The sequence below is a fragment of the Heliomarina sp. genome, assembly GCF_052826185.1.
The window spans coordinates 202,727-222,244 of record NZ_JBRBUI010000053.1; the positions used below are offsets into that span (position 1 = coordinate 202,727).

Here is a 19,518-nt window from a genome sequence, read left to right on the forward strand (position 1 = left end):
CCGGCGCTGGCAAGCGCCATTGCGACACGCAGGTTTCATCTGGCGATGCCATCACCCCTTGAACCCGGCCCCGCAATCAGGACAATTGGAACATGGATCATACAGCTTTTCCCACATGGCCCGACGTGGCCGCCCGCCTGATTGCCGTGGCCGCTGGCCGCGAACCCGCCGATTGCGTCATCAGGGGAGGTGTCTGGGTCAACGTCCACAGCCGCGAATGCCTGCCCGGCCATGACATCGCCATCGCCGAGGGCCGCATCGCCTGCGTCGTCCCCGATGCCAGCTACTGCACCGGACCCGACACCGAGATCATTGAGGCCAATGGCCGTTACATGATCCCCGGCCTTTGCGACGGCCATATGCATATCGAATCCGGAATGCTCACCCCGGCGGAATTCGCCCGCGCGGTGATCCCGCATGGCACCACGACCATGTTCACCGACCCGCATGAGATCGCCAACGTGCTGGGCCTCAACGGCGTTCGGATGATGCATGACGAAGCGCTCATGCAGCCGATCAACATTTTCACCCAGATGCCGTCCTGCGCCCCCTCGGCGCCGGGTCTGGAAACCACCGGTTATGAGATTTCGCCCGAGGACGTGGCCGAGGCGATGCAATGGCCCGGCATCATCGGTCTGGGCGAGATGATGAACTTTCCCGGTGTCGCCAATGCCGACCCCAAGATGCTGGCCGAAATCGCGGCGACGCAAGGCGCAGGCAAGACGGTAGGCGGCCACTATGCCTCGCCCGATCTGGGACCGAACTTTGCGGCCTATGTGGCAGGCGGCCCCGCCGACGATCACGAAGGCACCTGCGAGGCCGACGCCATCATGCGCGTACGCCAGGGGATGCGGTCAATGATGCGCCTCGGCTCGGCCTGGTATGACGTCGAAAGCCAGATCACCGCGATCACCGAAAAGGGCATGGACCCGCGCAATTTCATCCTCTGCACCGATGACTGCCACTCCGGCACGCTGGTGAATGACGGCCATATGAACCGCGTCGTGCGTCACGCCATCGACTGCGGTTGCGACCCGCTGATCGCGCTGCAAATGGCGACGATCAACACCGCCACCCATTTCGGTCTGGAGCGTGAGCTTGGCTCGCTGACCCCCGGCCGTCGCGCCGACGTAATCCTGACCTCGGATCTGAAAACCCTGCCCATCGAACTGGTCATCGCGCGCGGCCAGATCGTCGCCAAGGACGGCGAATGCCTCGTCGACTGCCCGCATTACGTCTGGCCCGACAGCGCGCGCGGCACGGTGCACCTTGGCCACGACCTGAGCGAGACGGATTTTGAGATCAAGGCCCCCGACGGCGCCAACTCGGCCCGCGCCAACGTAATCGGCGTGGTGGAAAATCAGGCCCCGACCAAGGCGCTGCAAATCGACCTGCCGGTCCGCGACGGTCTGGTCGAGGGTGAAGGCGACACCTGCCAGATCGCGCTGGTCGAACGCCACCGCGCCACCGGCGGCGTGGTCAACGCCTTTGTCTCGGGCTTCGGCTATACCGGTCCGATGGCGATGGCTTCGACCGTGGCCCATGACAGCCACCACATGATCGTCGTCGGCACCGACCGCACCCAGATGGCGCTGGCCGCGAACCGGCTGGCCGAGGTCGGCGGCGGCATCACCCTCTATCGCGACGGCGAGGAACTGGCGCTGGTCGAACTGCCCATCGCCGGGCTGATGTCCGACAGCCCCGCATCCGAGGTCGCCGCCAAAGCCGAACAGATGATGGAGGCGATGCGCGCCTGTGGCTGCAAGCTGAACAACGCCTATATGCAGCATTCCCTGCTGGCGCTTGTCGTCATCCCCGAGCTGCGCATTTCCGATCTTGGCCTGATCGACGTGCGCGAATTCAAAAAAATTCCTTTGTTAGAGCCGCAGACATGAGCAAGATAGACACGCCCGAAATCTTCAAGACCGAAAGCTTTACCGATGCCGAGGCCGCCGTCGCCCGGCTCGAACAGCTTTACGCCGAAGCAACCGACTTCCTTTGCGACCGCTTCATGGAGGTCATGAAAAAGGGCAATCCCGGCTATCGCATCCGCGCATTTTACCCGGAGATACGCCTCACGACGACCTCCTATGCGCGGGTCGATTCCCGGCTGAGTTTCGGTCATGTGGCGCTGCCGGGCACCTATAGCACCACCGTCACCCGGCCCGACCTCTTTCGCAGCTACCTGACCCAGCAGATCGGCCTCTTGATCAAGAACCATGGCCAGCCCGTCGCCATCGGTCCCTCGCACACGCCGATCCCCGTGCATTTCGCCGTAGCCAACCGGCCCGAGATCACCGTGCCGCAGGATGGCGCGACCGATTTCACCCTGCGCGACGTGTTCGACGTGCCCGACCTCAGCACCACCCACGACGACATCGTCAACGGCACCTATGCCGCCCCCGACGGGATCGCGCCGCTCGCGCTCTTTACCGCCCAGCGCATCGATTACTCGCTCGCGCGCCTTTCGCACTATACCGCGACGGATGCCGAGCATTTCCAGAACCACGTGCTGTTCACGAACTACCAGTTCTACGTGACCGAATTCGAAGCCTTCGCCCGCGCCCAGCTTGCCAATCCGGGCAGCGGCTATTCCAGCTTCGTCAGCACCGGCAATGCCGAGATCACCAAACCGGACGAACCGCTCGACGCGCCGCTGAAACTGCCGCAAATGCCGACCTATCACCTGAAACGACCCGACGGGTCGGGCATCACGCTGGTCAACATCGGCGTCGGCCCCTCCAACGCCAAGACGGCGACGGACCACATCGCCGTGCTGCGCCCGCATGCGTGGCTGATGGTCGGCCACTGCGCCGGGCTGCGCAATACGCAGGCGCTTGGCGATTTCGTCCTTGGCCACGGCTACCTGCGCGAAGATCACGTGCTTGACGATGACCTGCCGGTCTGGGTGCCGATCCCGGCGCTGGCCGAAATCCAGACCTCGCTGGAACAGGCAGTCGCCGAAGTGACCGAGCTTTCGGGATACGAACTCAAACGCATCATGCGCACCGGCACCGTCGCCACCATCGACAACCGCAACTGGGAACTCCGCGACCAATCCGGCCCGGTCCAGCGCCTTTCGCAATCTCGCGCCATCGCGCTCGACATGGAAAGCGCGACCATCGCCGCCAACGGCTATCGGTTCCGGGTGCCCTACGGCACGCTTCTTTGCGTTTCCGACAAGCCGCTGCATGGCGAATTAAAGCTGCCCGGCATGGCTTCAGACTTCTATACGACGCAGGTTTCGCGCCATCTTAACATCGGAATCCGTGCCATGGAAATACTGCGAACGATGCCTCTTGAACGCCTCCACAGCCGAAAATTGCGCTCTTTTGACGAAACAGCCTTTCTTTAAAGGGCAAAAACAGTAAAAAACCGCAAAAATCCGCCTGTTTGGGGCTTGGCACAGACCACAATTCGTTGTGTTCTCCCCCCATATCCCGTTAAATATCCGGGACGAGGCCCAAGAGAGCGGGCAGTTGAAGGAGAACAAAAATGTCGAAACCAATGACCAAGACCCAGCTTGTCGCCGCACTTGCAGAAGAAATGGGCACCGACAAGAAAACCGCAGGCAGCGCACTTGACGCGGTATGCGACCTGATCACCAAGGAAGTATCCGGCGGCGGTGCCGTCACCCTGCCCGGCGTTGGCAAGATCTACTGCCGCGAGCGCCCCGAGCGCATGGTGCGCAACCCCGCCACCGGCGAACAGTTCAAGAAAGACGCCGACAAGGTGGTCAAGATGACCATCGCCAAGGCACTCAAGGACAGCGTCAACGGCTGATCTTGAATCTTTCTTAGATTTCGGAAAGGGTCGCCCGCGGGCGGCCCTTTTTGATTTGGGCACCCGATAAGGGCTGTGTCTGGCCCGCAAGGAGGCCATGACCATGAGACAGCACAGCCGTTCCTGCACCCGAGGGGTGTGCTGAGTTGGATATGCGTTCGATTCTGATGGGGCTGGCTTTTGCGCTGATGTGGTCCTCGGCCTTCACTTCGGCCCGTATCATCGTCGCAGACGCCTCACCGTTATTTTCGCTGGCGATGCGTTTTCTCGTCTCGGGCGTGATCGGCGTGGCGATCGCGCGGATGATGGGCCAGTCCTGGCGGCTGACCAAGAAACAGTGGTACGCGACGATCCTCTTCGGGATATGTCAGAACGCGCTTTACCTCGGCCTGAATTTCTATGCGATGCAGACCATCGAGGCGAGCCTGGCTTCCATCGTCGCCTCGACCATGCCTCTGCTGGTCGCACTGGCGACATGGCTGATCTTCCGCGAAAAGCTGGCGCCCATGGGCATCGTCGGTCTTGTCGCCGGGATCGTTGGCGTTTCAATTATCATGGGCAGCCGCATCAGTCAGGGCGTCGATATCCACGGTGTCATGCTCTGTGGCATTGCCGTCCTCGCGCTCACCTTTGCAACGCTGGCAGTGCGCGGCGCCACCTCGGGCGGCAACTTCATGATGATCGTCGGTTTGCAGATGCTGGTCGGCTCGGCCATCCTGCTCGTCGCAACGGCCCTGTTCGAAACCGTCCATGTAAACCTCACGCTGCCGCTGGTGCTTGCCTTTACCTATACGACGCTGTTCCCTGGTATTCTCGCGACGCTTATCTGGTTCATGCTGCTTGACCGGATCGGTCCGACCCGCGCGGCCACCTTCCACTTTCTCAACCCGGTGTTCGGCGTCGCCGTTGCGGCGGTCCTGCTCGGCGAAAGCCTCGGTCCTCAGGACGTGCTTGGCGTGGTCATCGTGACCGTCGGCATCCTCGCCGTTCAACTGTCGCGGCAGTCCAAGGTGAAAAAGCCGCCGATCAACTGATTAGTCGCTCAGCAACGGTTCTATGCGCGCCCGGATTTCCCGGGATTCAGGGCGCGTGTTCGACCCCCATGTGGCGACGACATCTCCGTCCGGGCCCACCAGCACCTTGTTGAAATTCCAGCCCGGCACAAAGCCTGTCGCCGCCTTGACGTCCTGATAGAACGGATGCGCCTTGGCCCCGCGCACAGGGGTGATGTCTGTCATCGGCATATCGAGACCAAAGGTCAGCTCGCAGAATTCCTTGACCTCCTCGGCGCTGCCCAGCTCCTGTCGGAAATCGTCCGAGGGCACTGCCAGCACCACGAGCCCGCGCCCGCGATAGGCATCGTAAAGCGCCTGCATGCCTTCGTACTGATAGGTATAGCCGCAGCGCGAGGCCGTGTTGACCACCAGCACCGGCTGACCCCGCCACTGGTCCAAAGACAGGCCGCCCCCGTCAATCGACTGGAACTCGCCCCGAAGGGCGCCGGCCTGTGCAGCGGCACCCGCCAGCAGGGCGCAGATCATCAGGACAAAGCGCAGCATTTGAAACCTCATATTCTCTTGTCATACCTGTTACGACTGCCCCGCCGCTCCGGATCACTTTCCCGGTGAACCCGCCCGCCGGGGCTTTATTTTGCCGGTGAAAGCGCCAAATACTAACCAAACGCCACAAAGCAGAGGTGAGTCATGACCAAGTATACCAAAGACCCCGATAGGATCGCCGCGCTTTCCGAAGAGGAATATTACGTCACCCAAAAATCCGGCACCGAACGCCCGGGCACTGGCGCGCTTCTGGGCAACAAGGAACCGGGCATCTACGTGGATATCGTATCGGGCGAACCGCTGTTCGCCTCGGCGGACAAGTATGAATCCGGCTGCGGCTGGCCCAGCTTCACCAAGCCCATCGAACCGGCGCATGTGCAGGAATTGCGCGACGCTTCGCTTGGCATGATCCGCACCGAGGTCCGCTCGACCCATGGCGACAGCCATCTTGGCCACGTCTTCCCCGACGGCCCCCGCGACAGGGGCGGTCTGCGCTATTGCATCAACTCGGCCTCGCTCCGTTTCGTCCATCGCGACGACATGGAAGCTGAAGGCTATGGCGACTATCTCAACCAGGTGGAGGACGTAGCATGAGTGAAGAACGCGCAGTACTCGCAGGCGGCTGTTTCTGGGGGATGCAGGACCTGATCCGCAAGATGCCCGGCGTGATTTCCACGCGGGTCGGTTACACCGGCGGCGATGTCCCCAACGCCACCTATCGCAACCACGGCACCCATGCCGAGGGGATCGAGATCATCTTCGACCCCGAGGTGATAAGCTATCGCCGCCTGCTGGAGTTCTTTTTCCAGATCCACGATCCGACCACGCTGAACCGGCAGGGCAACGATCTTGGCCTCTCCTACAGGTCCGCCATCTATTACGTGGACGAGGCGCAGAAAGAAGTGGCCGAGGACACCATCGCAGACGTCAACGCTTCGGGTCTCTGGCCCGGCCGCGTCGTGACCGAACTCGAACCCGTCGGCGATTTCTGGGAGGCCGAGCCCGAGCATCAGGATTACCTCGAGCGGATCCCCAACGGCTATACCTGCCACTTCATCCGCCCCGACTGGGTGCTGCCGAAACGCACCGCAGCGGAATGACATAAACCCGGCGCGCGCACCCCGCCCGCGCCGGGAAGAAAACCTTGGGCACGGGCTGTAAGCCCGGGCCGCGCCCGACCCTCCCCCCGGGAGGGCGTATTTCCAACCTCGCGACACGCAATACCGATGTTGTTCTTGACGTCCGCCCGGCATATCGGTGGCAACCACGCGCCCACCCAGGCTCGGGCCACCCCTCAACCGACCACAGTGCATGTCGAAAAGAGGCCCCTAAGCCTCCGCCGCCACCCGGGGCCGCCCGCTCGCCTCTACTGTCACCACCGCCTCAACAAACACCTCGCGCGCCTCGGCCTGCGCCACCCGCACATCCCGCGTGACCGTGATCTGCACGCCCTCGGCCCCGCTTGCCGCCGCCAGCGCCTCGTCGCGCAAGACCTCCTCAAGCCGCACCATCGCCGTCTCGGATTCCGCGAAATCCTCCGGCCCCTCCGCGAGATGCACCCGAAACCGCCCTTCGGCCGGGCAGGTCACCGTCCCGGACCGGCGCACCGTCACCCGCCCGACAACCGCGCCAATCGCATTCGCCACGCCCGCATGTTCCGGCAGGATCATCCGGCACCCCAGCCGTTCCCCCACCGCCGGGTAATAGGCCGGGGCCGACGCCCCCAGCCCGATCACATCCACGTTCAGCCGCGCCTCCAGCGCCAGCACACCGCGATGCCCCGCAAGCGCCCGCGCCATCAATTCATGCCGTGCCAGAACCTCGGGCGCCGCGTCAAACGCCTCGCCCTCTTCGGCAATAGCAGCCTCTAACAGGGCCAAAGCGGTCTGTTCCGTCAACTGGTCCACGATCATCCGCGCCAGCGCACCGGCATCCGTGGCCAAGCGTTCGCCGGACCCAATCCGTCGCCGCGCCATCAGGGTCAGCGCCTTTTCCGCCGCCGTCCCGTCCCACGCGTCAAGCCGCCCCAGCACATGCGACGCATCCGAGGGCGTCACGCCCGCGACCTGCACCAAACCGCGATCCACCAGCCGGCCCAGCGCGCCCTGCTCCATCCGCGTGCGCAGAACCGCGCCCATCGGCTGCACGCCCTCGATCCGTTCCAGCAAGGCCTCCTCCCGCGCGCTTAAGCCGCCCGCAGGCAGACCCGGCACCGTCCGCAGGAACCGACCGTCATATTCGCCAACGCTCTGCGCCCGCAGCTGCGCCTCCAGAGCGCGATGCACCACCTCCGGCGCCTCCCGCGCCATCAGCGCCACCGGCACCAGCCGCCGAGGCCCCAGCCGCACTCCGCCGCGCAGCCCCTCGACCTCAACATGCACCTGGCTGTCCCCGCCCAGTCCCGTGGTGCGCATCGCCACCGCTTCGACCATCGTGCGATGCCCGCCAACCCGCGCCCCGCCCGGATCGATCAAGGGCCGCCCTTCCCGCAGCATTGCCACATCGGTCGTCGTCCCGCCGATATCCGACACCAGCGCGGTCTCCGCCCCGGTGAGCCAGCGCGCGCCGACAAGGCTGGCCGCCGGGCCGCTCAGGATCGTCTCGATGGGCCGCAGCCGCGCCTGCTCCGCCGACATCAGCGCCCCGTCGCCACGCACCACCATCATCGGCGCCGTCACCCCGATCTCGCCGAGTACATCCTGCGCCCGCCCGATGAGCCGGTCGATCATCCCCACCAGCCGCGCATTCAGCACCGCCGTCACCGCCCGTTTCGGCCCGTTCAACTTGGCCGAGAGCTGATGCGAGCAGGTCACCGGCAGCCCGGTCACCTCGGCAATCACCCGCGCCGCCTCGATCTCATGCCCCGGGTTACGCGTGGCGAACTGCCCGGCCACGGCAAAGGCCGATACCCCGCCCGAGACCTCATCCAGAAAGCCGCGCAATCCCGCCACGTCCAGGGGGCACACCGCGCCCCCCGCATGATCATGCCCCCCGAACAGAACCACCGAGGGATCGCCCCGCAGGACCTCTGCGAGCCCGTGGCGCGCCAGATCCTCCTCACGAAACCCGATGTATATCAGCCCCACACGCCCGCCCTGCCCCTCGACCAGCGCATTCGTCGCCAGCGTCGTGGACAGCGAGGCCAGCGAAACCTCCGCCGCCGTCACCCCGGCCTTTCCCAGAACCGCCCGCACCGCCTCGCCCACGCCGATGGCCAGATCCTGCCGCGTGGTCAGCGCCTTGGCGCTCGCGATCACCTCGTCCTCACCGCGCAGCAAAACGGCATCCGTATAGGTGCCGCCCGTATCCACCCCCAGCAAGATCGTCATGCCTGCAACCTCTCCACCGCCCAGACGGCCGCATCGGCCACTGCTTCATCACCGTCCCCGACCAGCCCGCGCGCCACCTCCAGCAACGCGACCTCTCCGGAATTACCGATCGCGTACAAGACATTACGTACGAACCGGTCCCGCCCGATCCGCTTTATGGGCGAGCCGGAAAACATCGCCCGAAACCCCGCATCGTCCAGCACCGCCAGTTCGGCCAGCCTTGGCGCCACCAGATCCTCCCGCGCCGCATAGCGCATATCGCTTGCCGCCACCGCGAACTTGTTCCACGGGCAGGCCGCCAGGCAATCGTCGCAGCCATAGATCCGGTTGCCCATCTTCTCACGCAACTCCGGCGCCACCGGCCCCTTATGCTCGATTGTCAGATAGGAAATGCAACGCCGCGCATCCATCCGGTAGGGCGCGGGGAAAGCATCGGTCGGACAGGCGTCCAGACAGGCCCGGCAGGATCCGCAATGATCCCGCTCCGCCTCGTCCACCGGCAATTCCAGCGTCGTAAAGACCGAGCCGAGAAACGCCCAGTTCCCCCAGTCCCGGCTCAAGAGGTTGGTGTGCTTGCCCTGCCAGCCCAGACCCGCCGCCTGCCCCAGCGCCTTCTCCGGCACCGGTGCGGTATCAACAAACACCTTCACTTCCGGCGCCCCCATCTCCGGAAAAGACACCCAGCGCCCCTCGCCGTCCCGGCACCCGCCTTTGGACGACGCCTCGATCAGCCAGCGCGCCAGCCGCTTCAGACGCTTCTTCACCAGATCATGATAATCGCGGTTCTGCGCATAGACCGAAATCGCCGCGCGCTCCCGCCGCGCCAGTACCTCCCGGGGATCGACTTCCGGCGTATAGCTCTCCGCCAGCATGATCACCGACCGCGCGTCGGGCCAGAGCGCCGCAGGATCGCCCCGCCAATGCGACCGCTCTTCCAGCCAGCCCATCTGCCCGTGATACCCAGCCTCCAGAAACGCCGACAGCCGTCCGGCAACCTCCGGCACATCCCAAGGACGGCACACACGACAGGCCACAAAACCTTCGCGCAGGGCCTGCGCCACAAGCTGCTCCTTCAGAACATCCATGGCTTCTTTGGGTCAAAAATATCCCGGGGGAGTCCGCAGGACGGGGGCAGAGCCCCCTTTTCAGAAATCGAGATCGGCATAATGCGGCGGTGGCCGGAAACCGGGGATCTGATCGGCGAGGATAGACCGGAAGGCAGGGCGCGACTTGATCTTCGCATACCAGTCCTTGACCGCCGCCGACCGGTTCCAGTCCACGTCCGAAATGTAATCCAGCGAGGACAGATGCGCGGCAGCGGCGAAATCGGCCAGCGTCATGCTGTCCCCCGCCAGCCAGCGCCGGTGATCCAGAAGCCAGGCCATGTAGTCGAGGTGATACTTGATCGCCTTGGCCCCGGCCTTGACGTTCTTGCTGTCCGGATAGCCCGCGCCGGTCACCTTCTTGTTGACCCGCTCATACAGCAGCTTCGACGTCACCTCGTTATGGAACTTGTCGTCGAACCAGCCCACCAGCCGACGCACTTCCAGCCGCCCCTCGGCATCTTTCGGCATCAGCGCGGGCTCAGGCCGGGTCTCCTCGATATATTCGCAGATCGCCGCGGACTCGGCCATGATCCTGCCATCCAGCTTCAGCACCGGTACCTTGGCCGCCGGGTTGCGGCGCAGGAAATCCGGATCCGCCTCCCAATAGCGCTCCTCGACCAGCTCCACTTCTATTTTCTTCTCGGCAAGGCTCAGACGCACCTTGCGGCAAAAGGGGGAAAGGGGGACGTGAAACAGTCGGGCCATGATGATCCTGGTTACAGTAAAGCCTCACCAGCAATGCCTGTTGCGGCAGGGATTTTCAATCCTCGAAACAGGCCGCCCGCCCATCTGCGCGAATGGTGGCCGCCCCCTCCCGGACCGACGCCGCCCGCTTGCGGACGAATGACGACGGCTGCGTGACGGACCGTTCGCGCGGATTCGGCAGGATCGCCGCGATCAGCGAGGCCTGCTGCGCGGTCAGCTTATCCGGCGCCCGGTCGAAATAGCGCTCCGAGGCCGCCGCCACCCCGAACACCCCGTCACCCATCTCGGCGACGTTCAGGTAGACCTCGACGATACGCCGCTTCGACCAGATCACCTCGACCAGCGGCGTCAGACCCGCCTCCAGCGCCTTTCGGATCCAACTCCGCCCCTGCCAGAGATAGACATTCTTCACCACTTGCTGGCTTATCGTCGACCCGCCCCGCGCCGCCCCCGCGTCCCACGCCTTGCGGATCGCCTCCACGTCGAACCCCCAGTGCAGGCAGAAATTCGCGTCCTCTGCCGCGACCACGGCGCGCGCCATCTCGGGGGCCACATCCTCGATCGCGACCCACTCCCGCTCGACCGAGCCCAGCCGCCGCTGCTCTGCCCAGATCGTATGGGTGATCGGCGGATTGACCACGGTATAAAGCAGCACCACGAACAGCGCCAAGCCCACCGCCACCAGCACTGCGCGCGTGGCCACAAACCACAGCCAGCCTTTCAGACTGCGCTGTTTCCGGGTCTTCCCCCCGGTCTTTGCCGAGGGTTTTTTCTTGCGTGCCGATGAGGTCTTACTTGCCATGCCCCAGCAATACGCGCAGACGCCGCCCCGGGGAAGAGCTTAACAGAGACCACAACCCGAACAGACCACGAAACGCAGACATGGCAGGTCATCGAATCAAAAAACCTGACGAAACCGAACCACATTGTTTCCCGGCTCAGCCCTGACGAACGTAAAGTCGAAAACCAAGAAACGTATGGTTGTAATCGGCCAGTTATTTCGCTCTCAAAACAAAAAACTGCTGAAAAAACATTGAGATGACCACCTTTTGCCATACGGTGGCCAGATTGACGAAAACCAGAATTTTGGGGACAAAATGACCAAACCAACAGGAATAGTATCGGCCGGGTATGCCGGACTCATCGCTCTCGGTCTGACCGCCGGCACGGCGCAGGCGGCAGAAATCACGCCAAACGTCATCTTCGGGTCGGGCAATGCAAATGGCAGCTTCACCGTGGGAACAGGGGCCTATAACGGACCCAACATCACAGGCCCGGACGCCAAACTGGAAGTCGGCCTGCGCGCCAAGCTCCGCTTTGACGAAAACAATGCGCCCAGCGCCACCTATAACTACGACGGCGTCGACACCTACACCTTCGACGCGGGCGCGGCACCCGGCGGTTTCGGCTGGGACCCCAACAGCCCGACCACCCCGGTCTGGAGCTTTGATTGGAGCGTCGCGACAGAACTCGCTTTCGCCTTTCCTTCTGCAAACAACACCAGTCTGAACGCGCTCACCTATGAAATGCGTATCGACGGTGACGCGGGCGCGGGAACCAATTTCTTCACTTTCGACCCGATCAACCAACCCTACTGGGACCATGCACTGGGCAATATGACAACCGCCAATGGCGCTGGTATCGTCGCGGCCAGCCCGTCGGAATATGCCGCTCTTCTCGGTACGTCCTCTGTCGCACAGAACTCGTGGAATTATGAGTTCTTCAACGAACCGACCGACGGCTTCTTCATGTCACCGCTCAGCACATTCGATCCGACGGTAGCCGGCAATTACCGCATCGAATTCGAAGCGTTCTACGATGGCAACTCGGTCGCCTCGACTGGCATCAATGTCGTCGTGAACGCGACAACGCCCGTGCCGCTGCCTGCCTCGCTGCCGATGCTGGCGGCCGCCTTCGGCGGGATCGCCGTTCTGCGTCGCCGCCGGCGCAAGGCATGATCGCCTGATCATCCAGACCAAGGGCCGCGCAACGCGGCCCTTGGCTATTTGGTTTTTCTGCATCGGCCTGCCGTCAGACCATGTGCGCACGACCAAAGCTCGCTCGCGGCAAGTGCCGCTCTTATCAGCGCAACGCCTGGGACGGAAAATATCCGACCCGCCGCACGGGCAGTGCCCCCGACAAGATCTCTGCGACCGTTTACGCCGCCGCTGCGATCAAGCTCTTGCGATAGCTCTCGACGTAAGGCTCGAACGCCGAAAATTCCCGCAGCGGCTCAAGATAGCATTGCGCCAGCAGATCGGCGTCCGCTGGTTCAAGCGCCAGTTCTCGAAAACTCTCATCTTCGCTCAGCGCAAGCTGGGACCGGAGGTCGTCGAACTCCTCTTCGCCCATTGCTTCGAAAGCCCGGCGCAGGGTCCATCTCCGGAAATGTTCGTTCACAGTGGATAGCGATTCCAGCTCTTTCTGATGCGGCGGACTGTTCTTGTACAACTGGTTCCGCTCCATCGCGCCGATCAGCGTATCGATCAAAGCATTGGTGGCCGCCCGAGTTTCCAGATTGCCGTGGTCCGTGCGGTTGTCGCTCTGCGCATCCGTCGCGACATCCTGTGGCGCCGGAAGCTCTGTGAGGGTTTCGTACTGGCGCCAGAACCTTTCCGGATCGCGCGTATAATCCTCCATCGCCAGCACCACCGGCTCGAACCCGTTGTCGCGCCAAATCGGCAGAATTTGGTCCAGCCGCAGATTATCCAGCAAAGGCGTGCGAAAGGCGGTGAAATATCCCTGAAGGTTCAGGGACCCGCCATATTTGATGTATTGCGCATGCGCCGACCTGATCCAGTCGACGGGATTCCGCAGGATCAACAAGGCCGTCCGCGAAAGATGCGACAGCGTTGCCGCAATGAATGCCTGCCGTTCAAGCGTCAGATGCCGGTACTCTTCCGGTGTATCCTCCGCGCAGCCGAAATAGGTAAAGCATTCATAGGACAGCACATTGGGCTTATCTGTGCTCAGGTTGATGTCGATCTTCTGACCCTCTGACGACCGTGCCCCGGCCATGAACGCCTTGGAGAGCGCATCCCCCGTGGTAACACCGTTGAAAAAGTTGTAACGATCCGACCGGTTCCAGCGTTCCTGCATGAAGGTCGACAGGCATTTGCCATGGCCGATGTGGATCAGGTCAAACTCTTTCATGGGATACTCGTGCATTCTCTGGGCATGATGACGATCTCATGCGCGGTGAAACCTATCCGGCAGCGGCGCAATGTCTGCACGCCGCGACCGCTGCCTCTCTCTCGGCCCCGACAGCGCCGGGACCCGACACATGCGTTTACGCATGCGGGGAAAGGATAATTTAATTCCCCTATAAGTGTAAACATGAACAGGCAAGTTTACCTAAACGCAATCCATGTATATTTTCACAACAGTGATGCTGGCGCCTGCAAATCGCGCAAAACGCCTGAACTCATCGAAGTCGTCGACTGCACTTCCGCAACCGCACCCGACACAGGACACATGAAAAAAAGGGCCGCAACAGCGGCCCCTTCCCATCCTCTATCCTTGATCCGTCACTCTGCCGGAATGGCCCCCTGCTCAAGGCTCAGCGGCGCAGCAAGGTGGTTCAGCATCTCTTTCGGGCAGACCTGAAGGAAGTTCTGCTTTTCCAGATCCCAATGCTGGAGGATATCGGCACCCTTGAGGCTGTTGGTCTCGGCCACATGGCGCTCGATCAGCTCTTCGAGCTGCAACTCCCAGTGCGGCACCGTCACCGGGCAGGTGACCAGCGTTTCAAGGTTCATCATCGTCGTGGCCTTGCCCTCGGGATCGTACAGATAGGCCATCCCGCCGGTCATCCCGGCGCCAAAGTTCGCACCGATCTCACCAAGGATCACGGCCACGCCGCCGGTCATGTATTCACACCCGTTCGACCCACAGCCCTCGATCACCACTTTGGCACCCGAGTTACGGACCGCGAAACGCTCGCCCGCCCGACCGGCCGCAAAGAGATATCCGTCGGTCGCCCCGTACAGAACAGTGTTGCCGATGATGGTGTTCTCGCTCGCCTTCAGCGGGCTGGCCATCGGTGGACGCACGACAATCGTACCGCCAGACAGTCCCTTGCCGACATAGTCGTTCGCGTCGCCTGACACTTCCAGCTTCAGACCCGGCGCGGCAAAGGCCCCCAGCGACTGCCCGGCCGAGCCTTGCAGCTTTACCGTCAGGTGGTCGTTCTGGAAGGCGTTGCGCATCCCGAAATTCTGCACAATCAGGCTCGAGGTGCGGGTGCCCACCGTCCGGTGCGTGTTCTGCACCGCGTAGGAAAGCTGCATCTTCTCGCCATCCTTGAGGAAGCGCGCCGCGTCACGCACGATTTCCGCATCCAGCGTATCGGGCACGAAGTTGCGCTCTTTCTCGCGGTCATAGCGGATGCGCGAGGCCCCATCGACCGTGATCAGCAGCGGGTTGAGGTCGAGATCGTCCAGATGCGCCGACCCGCGGCTGACCTGCGCCAGCAGATCCGCACGGCCGATCACCTCATCCAGCGACCGGGCACCGATGGCGGCCAGCAGCTCGCGCACTTCGGTGGCGTAGAAGGTGATCAGGTTGACAACCTTGTCCGCCGAGCCGGTGAACTTGCCGCGCAGCGCCTCGTCCTGCGTACAGACGCCCACCGGGCAGGTGTTCGACTGGCACTGACGCACCATGATGCAGCCCATCGCGATCAGCGCGGCGGTGCCGATGCCGAACTCCTCGGCCCCCATCATCGCCGCCATCACGATGTCACGGCCCGTCCGCAGACCACCGTCGGTGCGCAGCGTCACCCGTTCGCGCAGCTTGTTCATCGCCAGCACCTGATGCGCTTCGGTCAGGCCCATCTCCCACGGCAGACCCGCGTATTTGATGGACGTGGCCGGAGAAGCCCCGGTGCCGCCGTTATGGCCCGAGATCAGGATAATGTCGGCCTTGGCCTTGGCCACACCTGCAGCAATCGTGCCCACGCCCGAAGAAGCGACCAGCTTTACCGTCACCTTGCAGCGCGGGTTGATCTGCTTGAGGTCATAGATGAGCTGCGCCAGATCCTCGATAGAATAGATATCGTGGTGCGGCGGTGGTGAAATCAGCGTCACGCCCTTGGTCGAATGGCGCAGACGCGCGATAAGGTCGGTGACTTTCATCCCCGGCAACTGGCCGCCCTCGCCGGGCTTGGCCCCCTGCGCGACCTTGATCTCAAGCTCTTCGCACTGGTTCAGGTATTCGGCGGTGACACCGAAACGCCCCGACGCGACCTGCTTGATCTTGGCCGACGGATTGTCGCCATTCGGCTCCGGCACGAAATGCGCCGGATCTTCGCCGCCCTCGCCACTGTCGGATTTAGCCCCGATCCGGTTCATCGCCACGTTCAGCGTCTTATGCGCCTCGGGCGACAGCGCCCCAAGCGACATGCCCGGCGTCACGAACCGCTTGCGGATCGAGGTGATGCTTTCGACCTCTTCGATCGGCACCGGTTTGCCCAGCGGCTTGATGTCGAGCAGATCGCGCAGGTGGATCGGCGGATTGCTCTGCATCTTGCGCGAATACTGTTTCCACAGCTCGTAGGACGCCTTGTTGCAGGCCATTTGCAGCATATGCATCGAGGTCGCTTCCCAGGCATGGGTCTCGCCACTGGCGCGCGCCTTGTAGAAACCCCCGATGGGCAGCGTGGTCAGGCCCGAGGTCCAGCCCAGCGCATGCACCTCTTCGGCCTTGCGCTGGATGCCGCTGACACCAATGCCGCTGATCCGGCTGGTCATGCCGGGGAAGTATTCGTTGCACATCGCACGGCTCAGGCCCACAGCCTCGAAATTCAGCCCGCCCCGGTACGACGACACGACCGAAATCCCCATCTTGGCCATGATCTTGAGAAGACCGGCATCGATGGCATCGCGATAGCGCATAACCGCCTCGGTCAGCGGCCCGTCGATCAGCCCGCGTTCGATCCGGTCGGCAATGGAATCCTCGGCGAGATAGGCGTTAACCACGGTCGCGCCGCAGCCGATCAGCACCGCGAAATAATGCGGGTCGATACATTCGGCCGAACGCACGGTCAGCGAACAGAAGGTCCGCAGCCCGTTGCGCGTCAGGTGGCTGTGCACCGCGCTGGTGGCAAGGATCATCGGCATCGCGACGCGGCCCTCGCCCGACTCCTGATCGGTCAGCACGATATGCCCGGCACCGGAACGCACCGCGTCCTCGGCCTCGGACCGTATCCGCGCCAGCGCGCCGTGCAGCGCCCTCTCGCCCGGCTCAAAGGTACAGTCGATCACCGTCATCGGCGCGTTGAACTGCGTGGTCAGCGCCTCGAACTGCGCATTGCCGATGAACGGGCTTTCCAGCACCACGATCTCGGTCTGGCTGCTGTCCTCGTCCAGCACGTTCTTGAGGTTGCCGAACCGGGTCTTGAGGCTCATCACGCGGAATTCGCGCAAGCTGTCAATCGGCGGGTTAGTGACCTGAGAGAAGTTCTGACGGAAGAAATGGCTCAGCGGGCGGTACTTCTTGGAAAGAACCGCACTCGGCGTGTCATCCCCCATCGAGGCCAGCGCTTCCTTGCCGTCCTCGGCCATCGGCGACAGGATCTGTTCCAGCTCTTCGATGGTGTAACCCGCCGCGATCTGACGGCGGCGCAGCTCTTCGCCGGTGAACAGCGGCTTTTCACTGACCCCGGCCAGCACCTCGTCCGCATCGTTGATCTTGCCGACCCACTCGCCGAACGGCTGCGCGGCGGCCAGCCGGTCCTTGATCTCGACATCGTGGAACAGCTTGCCGTCCTGCATGTCGACCGCGATCATCTGGCCCGGGCCCAGCGCGCCCTTTTCCACCACGGTGGATTCGTCGATCGGCACCATGCCCGCTTCGGACCCGGCGATCAGCAGACCGTCGCCCGTCACCACATAGCGCATCGGGCGCAGACCGTTCCGGTCAAGACCACCGCAAACCCAGCGCCCGTCTGTCATTGCCAGCGCGGCCGGGCCGTCCCACGGTTCCATCACCGAGTTGCAGTAGGAATACATGTCGCGCCAAGCCTCGGGCAGCTCCACCGCCTGCTTGGACCACGACTCCGGCACCAGCATGGTCTTGGCCATCGGCGCATTACGACCCGCGCGCACCAGCACCTCGAACACCGAATCCAGCGCCGCCGAGTCCGAAGACCCGCCCGCGATGATCGGTTTGATATCCTCGGCCATATCGCCAAAGGTCGACGACGCCATGCGGATCTCATGGCTCTTCATCCAATTGGTGTTGCCCTTGAGCGTGTTGATCTCGCCGTTATGAGCCAGCATCCGGAACGGCTGCGCCAGCCACCACTGCGGGAAGGTATTGGTCGAATAGCGCTGGTGATAGATCGCAAAGGCGCTCTCAAAGCGTTCGTCCATCAGGTCGGGGTAGAAAACCGCGACCTGCTCGGCCAGCATCATGCCCTTGTAGATGATCGACCGGCAGGACAGCGACGCGATATAGAGCTGCCCGACACCTGCAGCGGCGGCGGCCTTCTCGATCCGGCGACGGATCACGTACAGCTCGCGTTCAAAAGTTTCTTCGTCCACGCCCTTGGCGTTCGAAATGATGATCTGCTCGATCTCGGGCCGGGTCGCGTTGGCCTTTTCACCCAGACAGGTCACATCCACCGGCACGTGGCGCCAGCCATAGATGTAATACCCCATCCGCAGCACTTCGGATTCCACGATGGTCCGGCAGGTCTCCTGCGCGCCGAAATCGGTCCGGGGCAGGAACACCTGCCCAACGGCGATCAGCTCGTCCTGACGCGGTTCATGGCCGGTCCGCTTGATCTGGTCATAGAAGAACGGCACCGGGATCTGCACATGGATACCCGCGCCATCGCCTGTCTTGCCATCCGCGTCCACCGCGCCCCGGTGCCAGATCGCCTTTAGCGCCTTGATCCCGGATTCCACGACCTTGCGGCTTTTCGAGCCATCCACCGACACGACAAGCCCCACCCCGCAGGAGGAATGCTCGCTCTCTTCGGTATAGAGCGAATTCTCTGCCATCCACTTGCGCTTGGTTTCTTCCGCGCGCACCCAGTTCTCATCATACGCAGTCATGGCATTTCTCCTTCGGGTATAAACGGGTGTTTCTCTTCGTATTCGGCGGCGGTTACCCGCGTGGGCCCATCGGCAATGTCCCAGCCGTCCGGTTTTCGGTCGGCATAGACGATACGCGTCAGCCGTCCGCCCCCGGCATTTTCGAACAGGCCGGGTACGAATTCATAATCGCCACCGTCGTCACGCAACCAGAGCGCCGACCCGCAGGTGTCGCACCAGGCGCGTTCCGAAAACGGGGACGAACGATAGGTCTTGACCGGGCCATTGACGACAACCGTGTTCGCCGGGGCATCGATGCCCATCTGCACGGTGCCGCTCCAGCGCGTGCACATCGTGCAGAAACAGGCGCTCATGTCCTGTCCCAGACGGCCCGAGACCGTCACCGCACCACACAGGCAGCGTCCATGTTGCACCGCCTCGCTCACGCGTCGTCCTCGATACCGAACATCTTCATCACTTCGCTGCGAGTCATGCGCTGATGATCGCCCGCGATGTCAAAACAGGACGGCTTGTGGTCGATGTAAATCTCGCGCTTCAGGACCAGACCCTCGGTGTCATCGAACAGCCCTATCGGAATCTCGTAATTCTCGGTCATCGGACCATCGGCGGTGACGTGATAATACAGACCCGTACCGCAGCGCTGGCACCACGCCCGCTCGGCCCAGTCGGAACTCTGCAGCGTGCGCACATGCGCCTCGCCCTTCCATGTCACGCCCTTGACCGGCACCGAAACCGCCATCAAGGCGGATCCCGTCCATCGGCGGCACATCTCGCAATGACAGATGCCGAACCCCTCGGGGACGTCCTGCGCCGTGAATTCCACCGCGCCACACATGCATTTTCCGGTCCGCTTCGTCATGTCACTGATCCGTTTGCCTGGGTCTCGCCAACCGGGTCCGCAACGCTGACCTTGTGACGCTTGGGTATTTCAGATGCCGCAGCGCGGCGGTGTACAGGGGGTGTACGGCCTGTGTAC

At 62.9% G+C, this 19,518-nt stretch carries 16 protein-coding genes; 7 read left to right on the forward strand and 9 right to left on the reverse strand.

Annotated features, from left to right (window positions below; genetic code table 11):
* Window positions 1-92: 92 nt before the first annotated feature.
* The 4 genes from ade (at window position 93) to ACU0FH_RS17660 (ending at window position 4,817) form a co-directional block, all read left to right on the forward strand.
* Complete coding sequence (gene ade / locus ACU0FH_RS17645) at window positions 93-1,895, forward strand: adenine deaminase (RefSeq protein WP_446195992.1); 1,803 nt, start codon at window positions 93-95, stop codon at window positions 1,893-1,895.
* Window positions 1,892-3,355, forward strand: a complete 1,464-nt coding sequence (locus tag ACU0FH_RS17650) for an AMP nucleosidase (protein WP_446195993.1) — start codon at window positions 1,892-1,894, stop codon at window positions 3,353-3,355. Before ade ends, ACU0FH_RS17650 begins: the two co-directional genes overlap by 4 nt.
* A 140-nt stretch (window positions 3,356-3,495) precedes the next feature.
* A complete protein-coding gene (locus tag ACU0FH_RS17655) occupies window positions 3,496-3,783 on the forward strand; it encodes an HU family DNA-binding protein (RefSeq protein ID WP_088632360.1) in 288 nt (95 codons plus the stop codon).
* Between the two features lie 146 nt (window positions 3,784-3,929).
* A complete protein-coding gene (locus ACU0FH_RS17660; RefSeq protein WP_446195995.1) occupies window positions 3,930-4,817 on the forward strand; it encodes a DMT family transporter in 888 nt (295 codons plus the stop codon).
* Here ACU0FH_RS17660 and ACU0FH_RS17665 read toward each other — a convergent pair whose 3' ends face one another.
* A complete protein-coding gene (locus ACU0FH_RS17665) occupies window positions 4,818-5,342 on the reverse strand; it encodes a glutathione peroxidase (protein WP_446195997.1) in 525 nt (174 codons plus the stop codon).
* Window positions 5,343-5,486: 144 nt separating this feature from the next.
* Between ACU0FH_RS17665 and msrB the strand changes: the two genes are divergently transcribed.
* Window positions 5,487-5,936: a peptide-methionine (R)-S-oxide reductase MsrB gene (msrB, locus tag ACU0FH_RS17670; protein WP_446196000.1), complete on the forward strand. Its 450-nt coding sequence runs from the start codon at window positions 5,487-5,489 to the stop codon at window positions 5,934-5,936.
* A complete protein-coding gene (gene msrA, locus ACU0FH_RS17675; protein ID WP_446196002.1) occupies window positions 5,933-6,442 on the forward strand; it encodes a peptide-methionine (S)-S-oxide reductase MsrA in 510 nt (169 codons plus the stop codon). The genes msrB and msrA overlap by 4 nt, the downstream gene beginning before the upstream one ends.
* A 228-nt stretch (window positions 6,443-6,670) precedes the next feature.
* Here the strand turns inward: msrA and ACU0FH_RS17680 are convergent, their stop codons facing one another.
* From ACU0FH_RS17680 to mtgA, 4 genes are read right to left on the reverse strand one after another with little or no spacing between them, the layout of a single operon-like run.
* Window positions 6,671-8,671, reverse strand: a complete 2,001-nt coding sequence (locus ACU0FH_RS17680) for a hydantoinase/oxoprolinase N-terminal domain-containing protein (protein ID WP_446196004.1) — start codon at window positions 8,669-8,671, stop codon at window positions 6,671-6,673.
* The gene (gene queG / locus ACU0FH_RS17685) at window positions 8,668-9,756 is read right to left on the reverse strand and encodes a tRNA epoxyqueuosine(34) reductase QueG (protein ID WP_446196006.1); all 1,089 of its coding nucleotides are present in this window, start codon (window positions 9,754-9,756) and stop codon (window positions 8,668-8,670) included. Before queG ends, ACU0FH_RS17680 begins: the two co-directional genes overlap by 4 nt.
* Window positions 9,757-9,816: 60 nt before the next feature.
* Window positions 9,817-10,482 carry an FtsZ-binding protein FzlA gene (gene fzlA, locus ACU0FH_RS17690; protein WP_088632367.1) on the reverse strand — a complete coding sequence of 222 codons (666 nt, stop codon included), beginning with the start codon at window positions 10,480-10,482 and terminating at the stop codon, window positions 9,817-9,819.
* Between the two features lie 55 nt (window positions 10,483-10,537).
* Window positions 10,538-11,284, reverse strand: coding sequence for a monofunctional biosynthetic peptidoglycan transglycosylase (mtgA, locus tag ACU0FH_RS17695; protein ID WP_446196009.1), 747 nt, complete (start codon window positions 11,282-11,284; stop codon window positions 10,538-10,540).
* 295 nt (window positions 11,285-11,579) lie between these two features.
* Between mtgA and ACU0FH_RS17700 the strand changes: the two genes are divergently transcribed.
* The gene (locus ACU0FH_RS17700; protein ID WP_446196011.1) at window positions 11,580-12,440 is read left to right on the forward strand and encodes a VPLPA-CTERM sorting domain-containing protein; all 861 of its coding nucleotides are present in this window, start codon (window positions 11,580-11,582) and stop codon (window positions 12,438-12,440) included.
* 199 nt (window positions 12,441-12,639) lie between these two features.
* Here ACU0FH_RS17700 and ACU0FH_RS17705 read toward each other — a convergent pair whose 3' ends face one another.
* From ACU0FH_RS17705 to ACU0FH_RS17720, 4 genes are all read right to left on the reverse strand, one after another.
* Window positions 12,640-13,635, reverse strand: coding sequence for a hypothetical protein (locus ACU0FH_RS17705; RefSeq protein WP_446196013.1), 996 nt, complete (start codon window positions 13,633-13,635; stop codon window positions 12,640-12,642).
* Between the two features lie 374 nt (window positions 13,636-14,009).
* Complete coding sequence (gltB, locus tag ACU0FH_RS17710) at window positions 14,010-18,542, reverse strand: glutamate synthase large subunit (RefSeq protein ID WP_446196015.1); 4,533 nt, start codon at window positions 18,540-18,542, stop codon at window positions 14,010-14,012.
* On the reverse strand, window positions 18,539-18,967 hold the full coding sequence (locus tag ACU0FH_RS17715; protein WP_446196017.1) for a GFA family protein: 429 nt from the start codon (window positions 18,965-18,967) through the stop codon (window positions 18,539-18,541). Before ACU0FH_RS17715 ends, gltB begins: the two co-directional genes overlap by 4 nt.
* Window positions 18,964-19,401 carry a GFA family protein gene (locus tag ACU0FH_RS17720; protein ID WP_446196019.1) on the reverse strand — a complete coding sequence of 146 codons (438 nt, stop codon included), beginning with the start codon at window positions 19,399-19,401 and terminating at the stop codon, window positions 18,964-18,966. The genes ACU0FH_RS17715 and ACU0FH_RS17720 overlap by 4 nt, the downstream gene beginning before the upstream one ends.
* Between the last annotated feature and the right edge of the window lie 117 nt (window positions 19,402-19,518).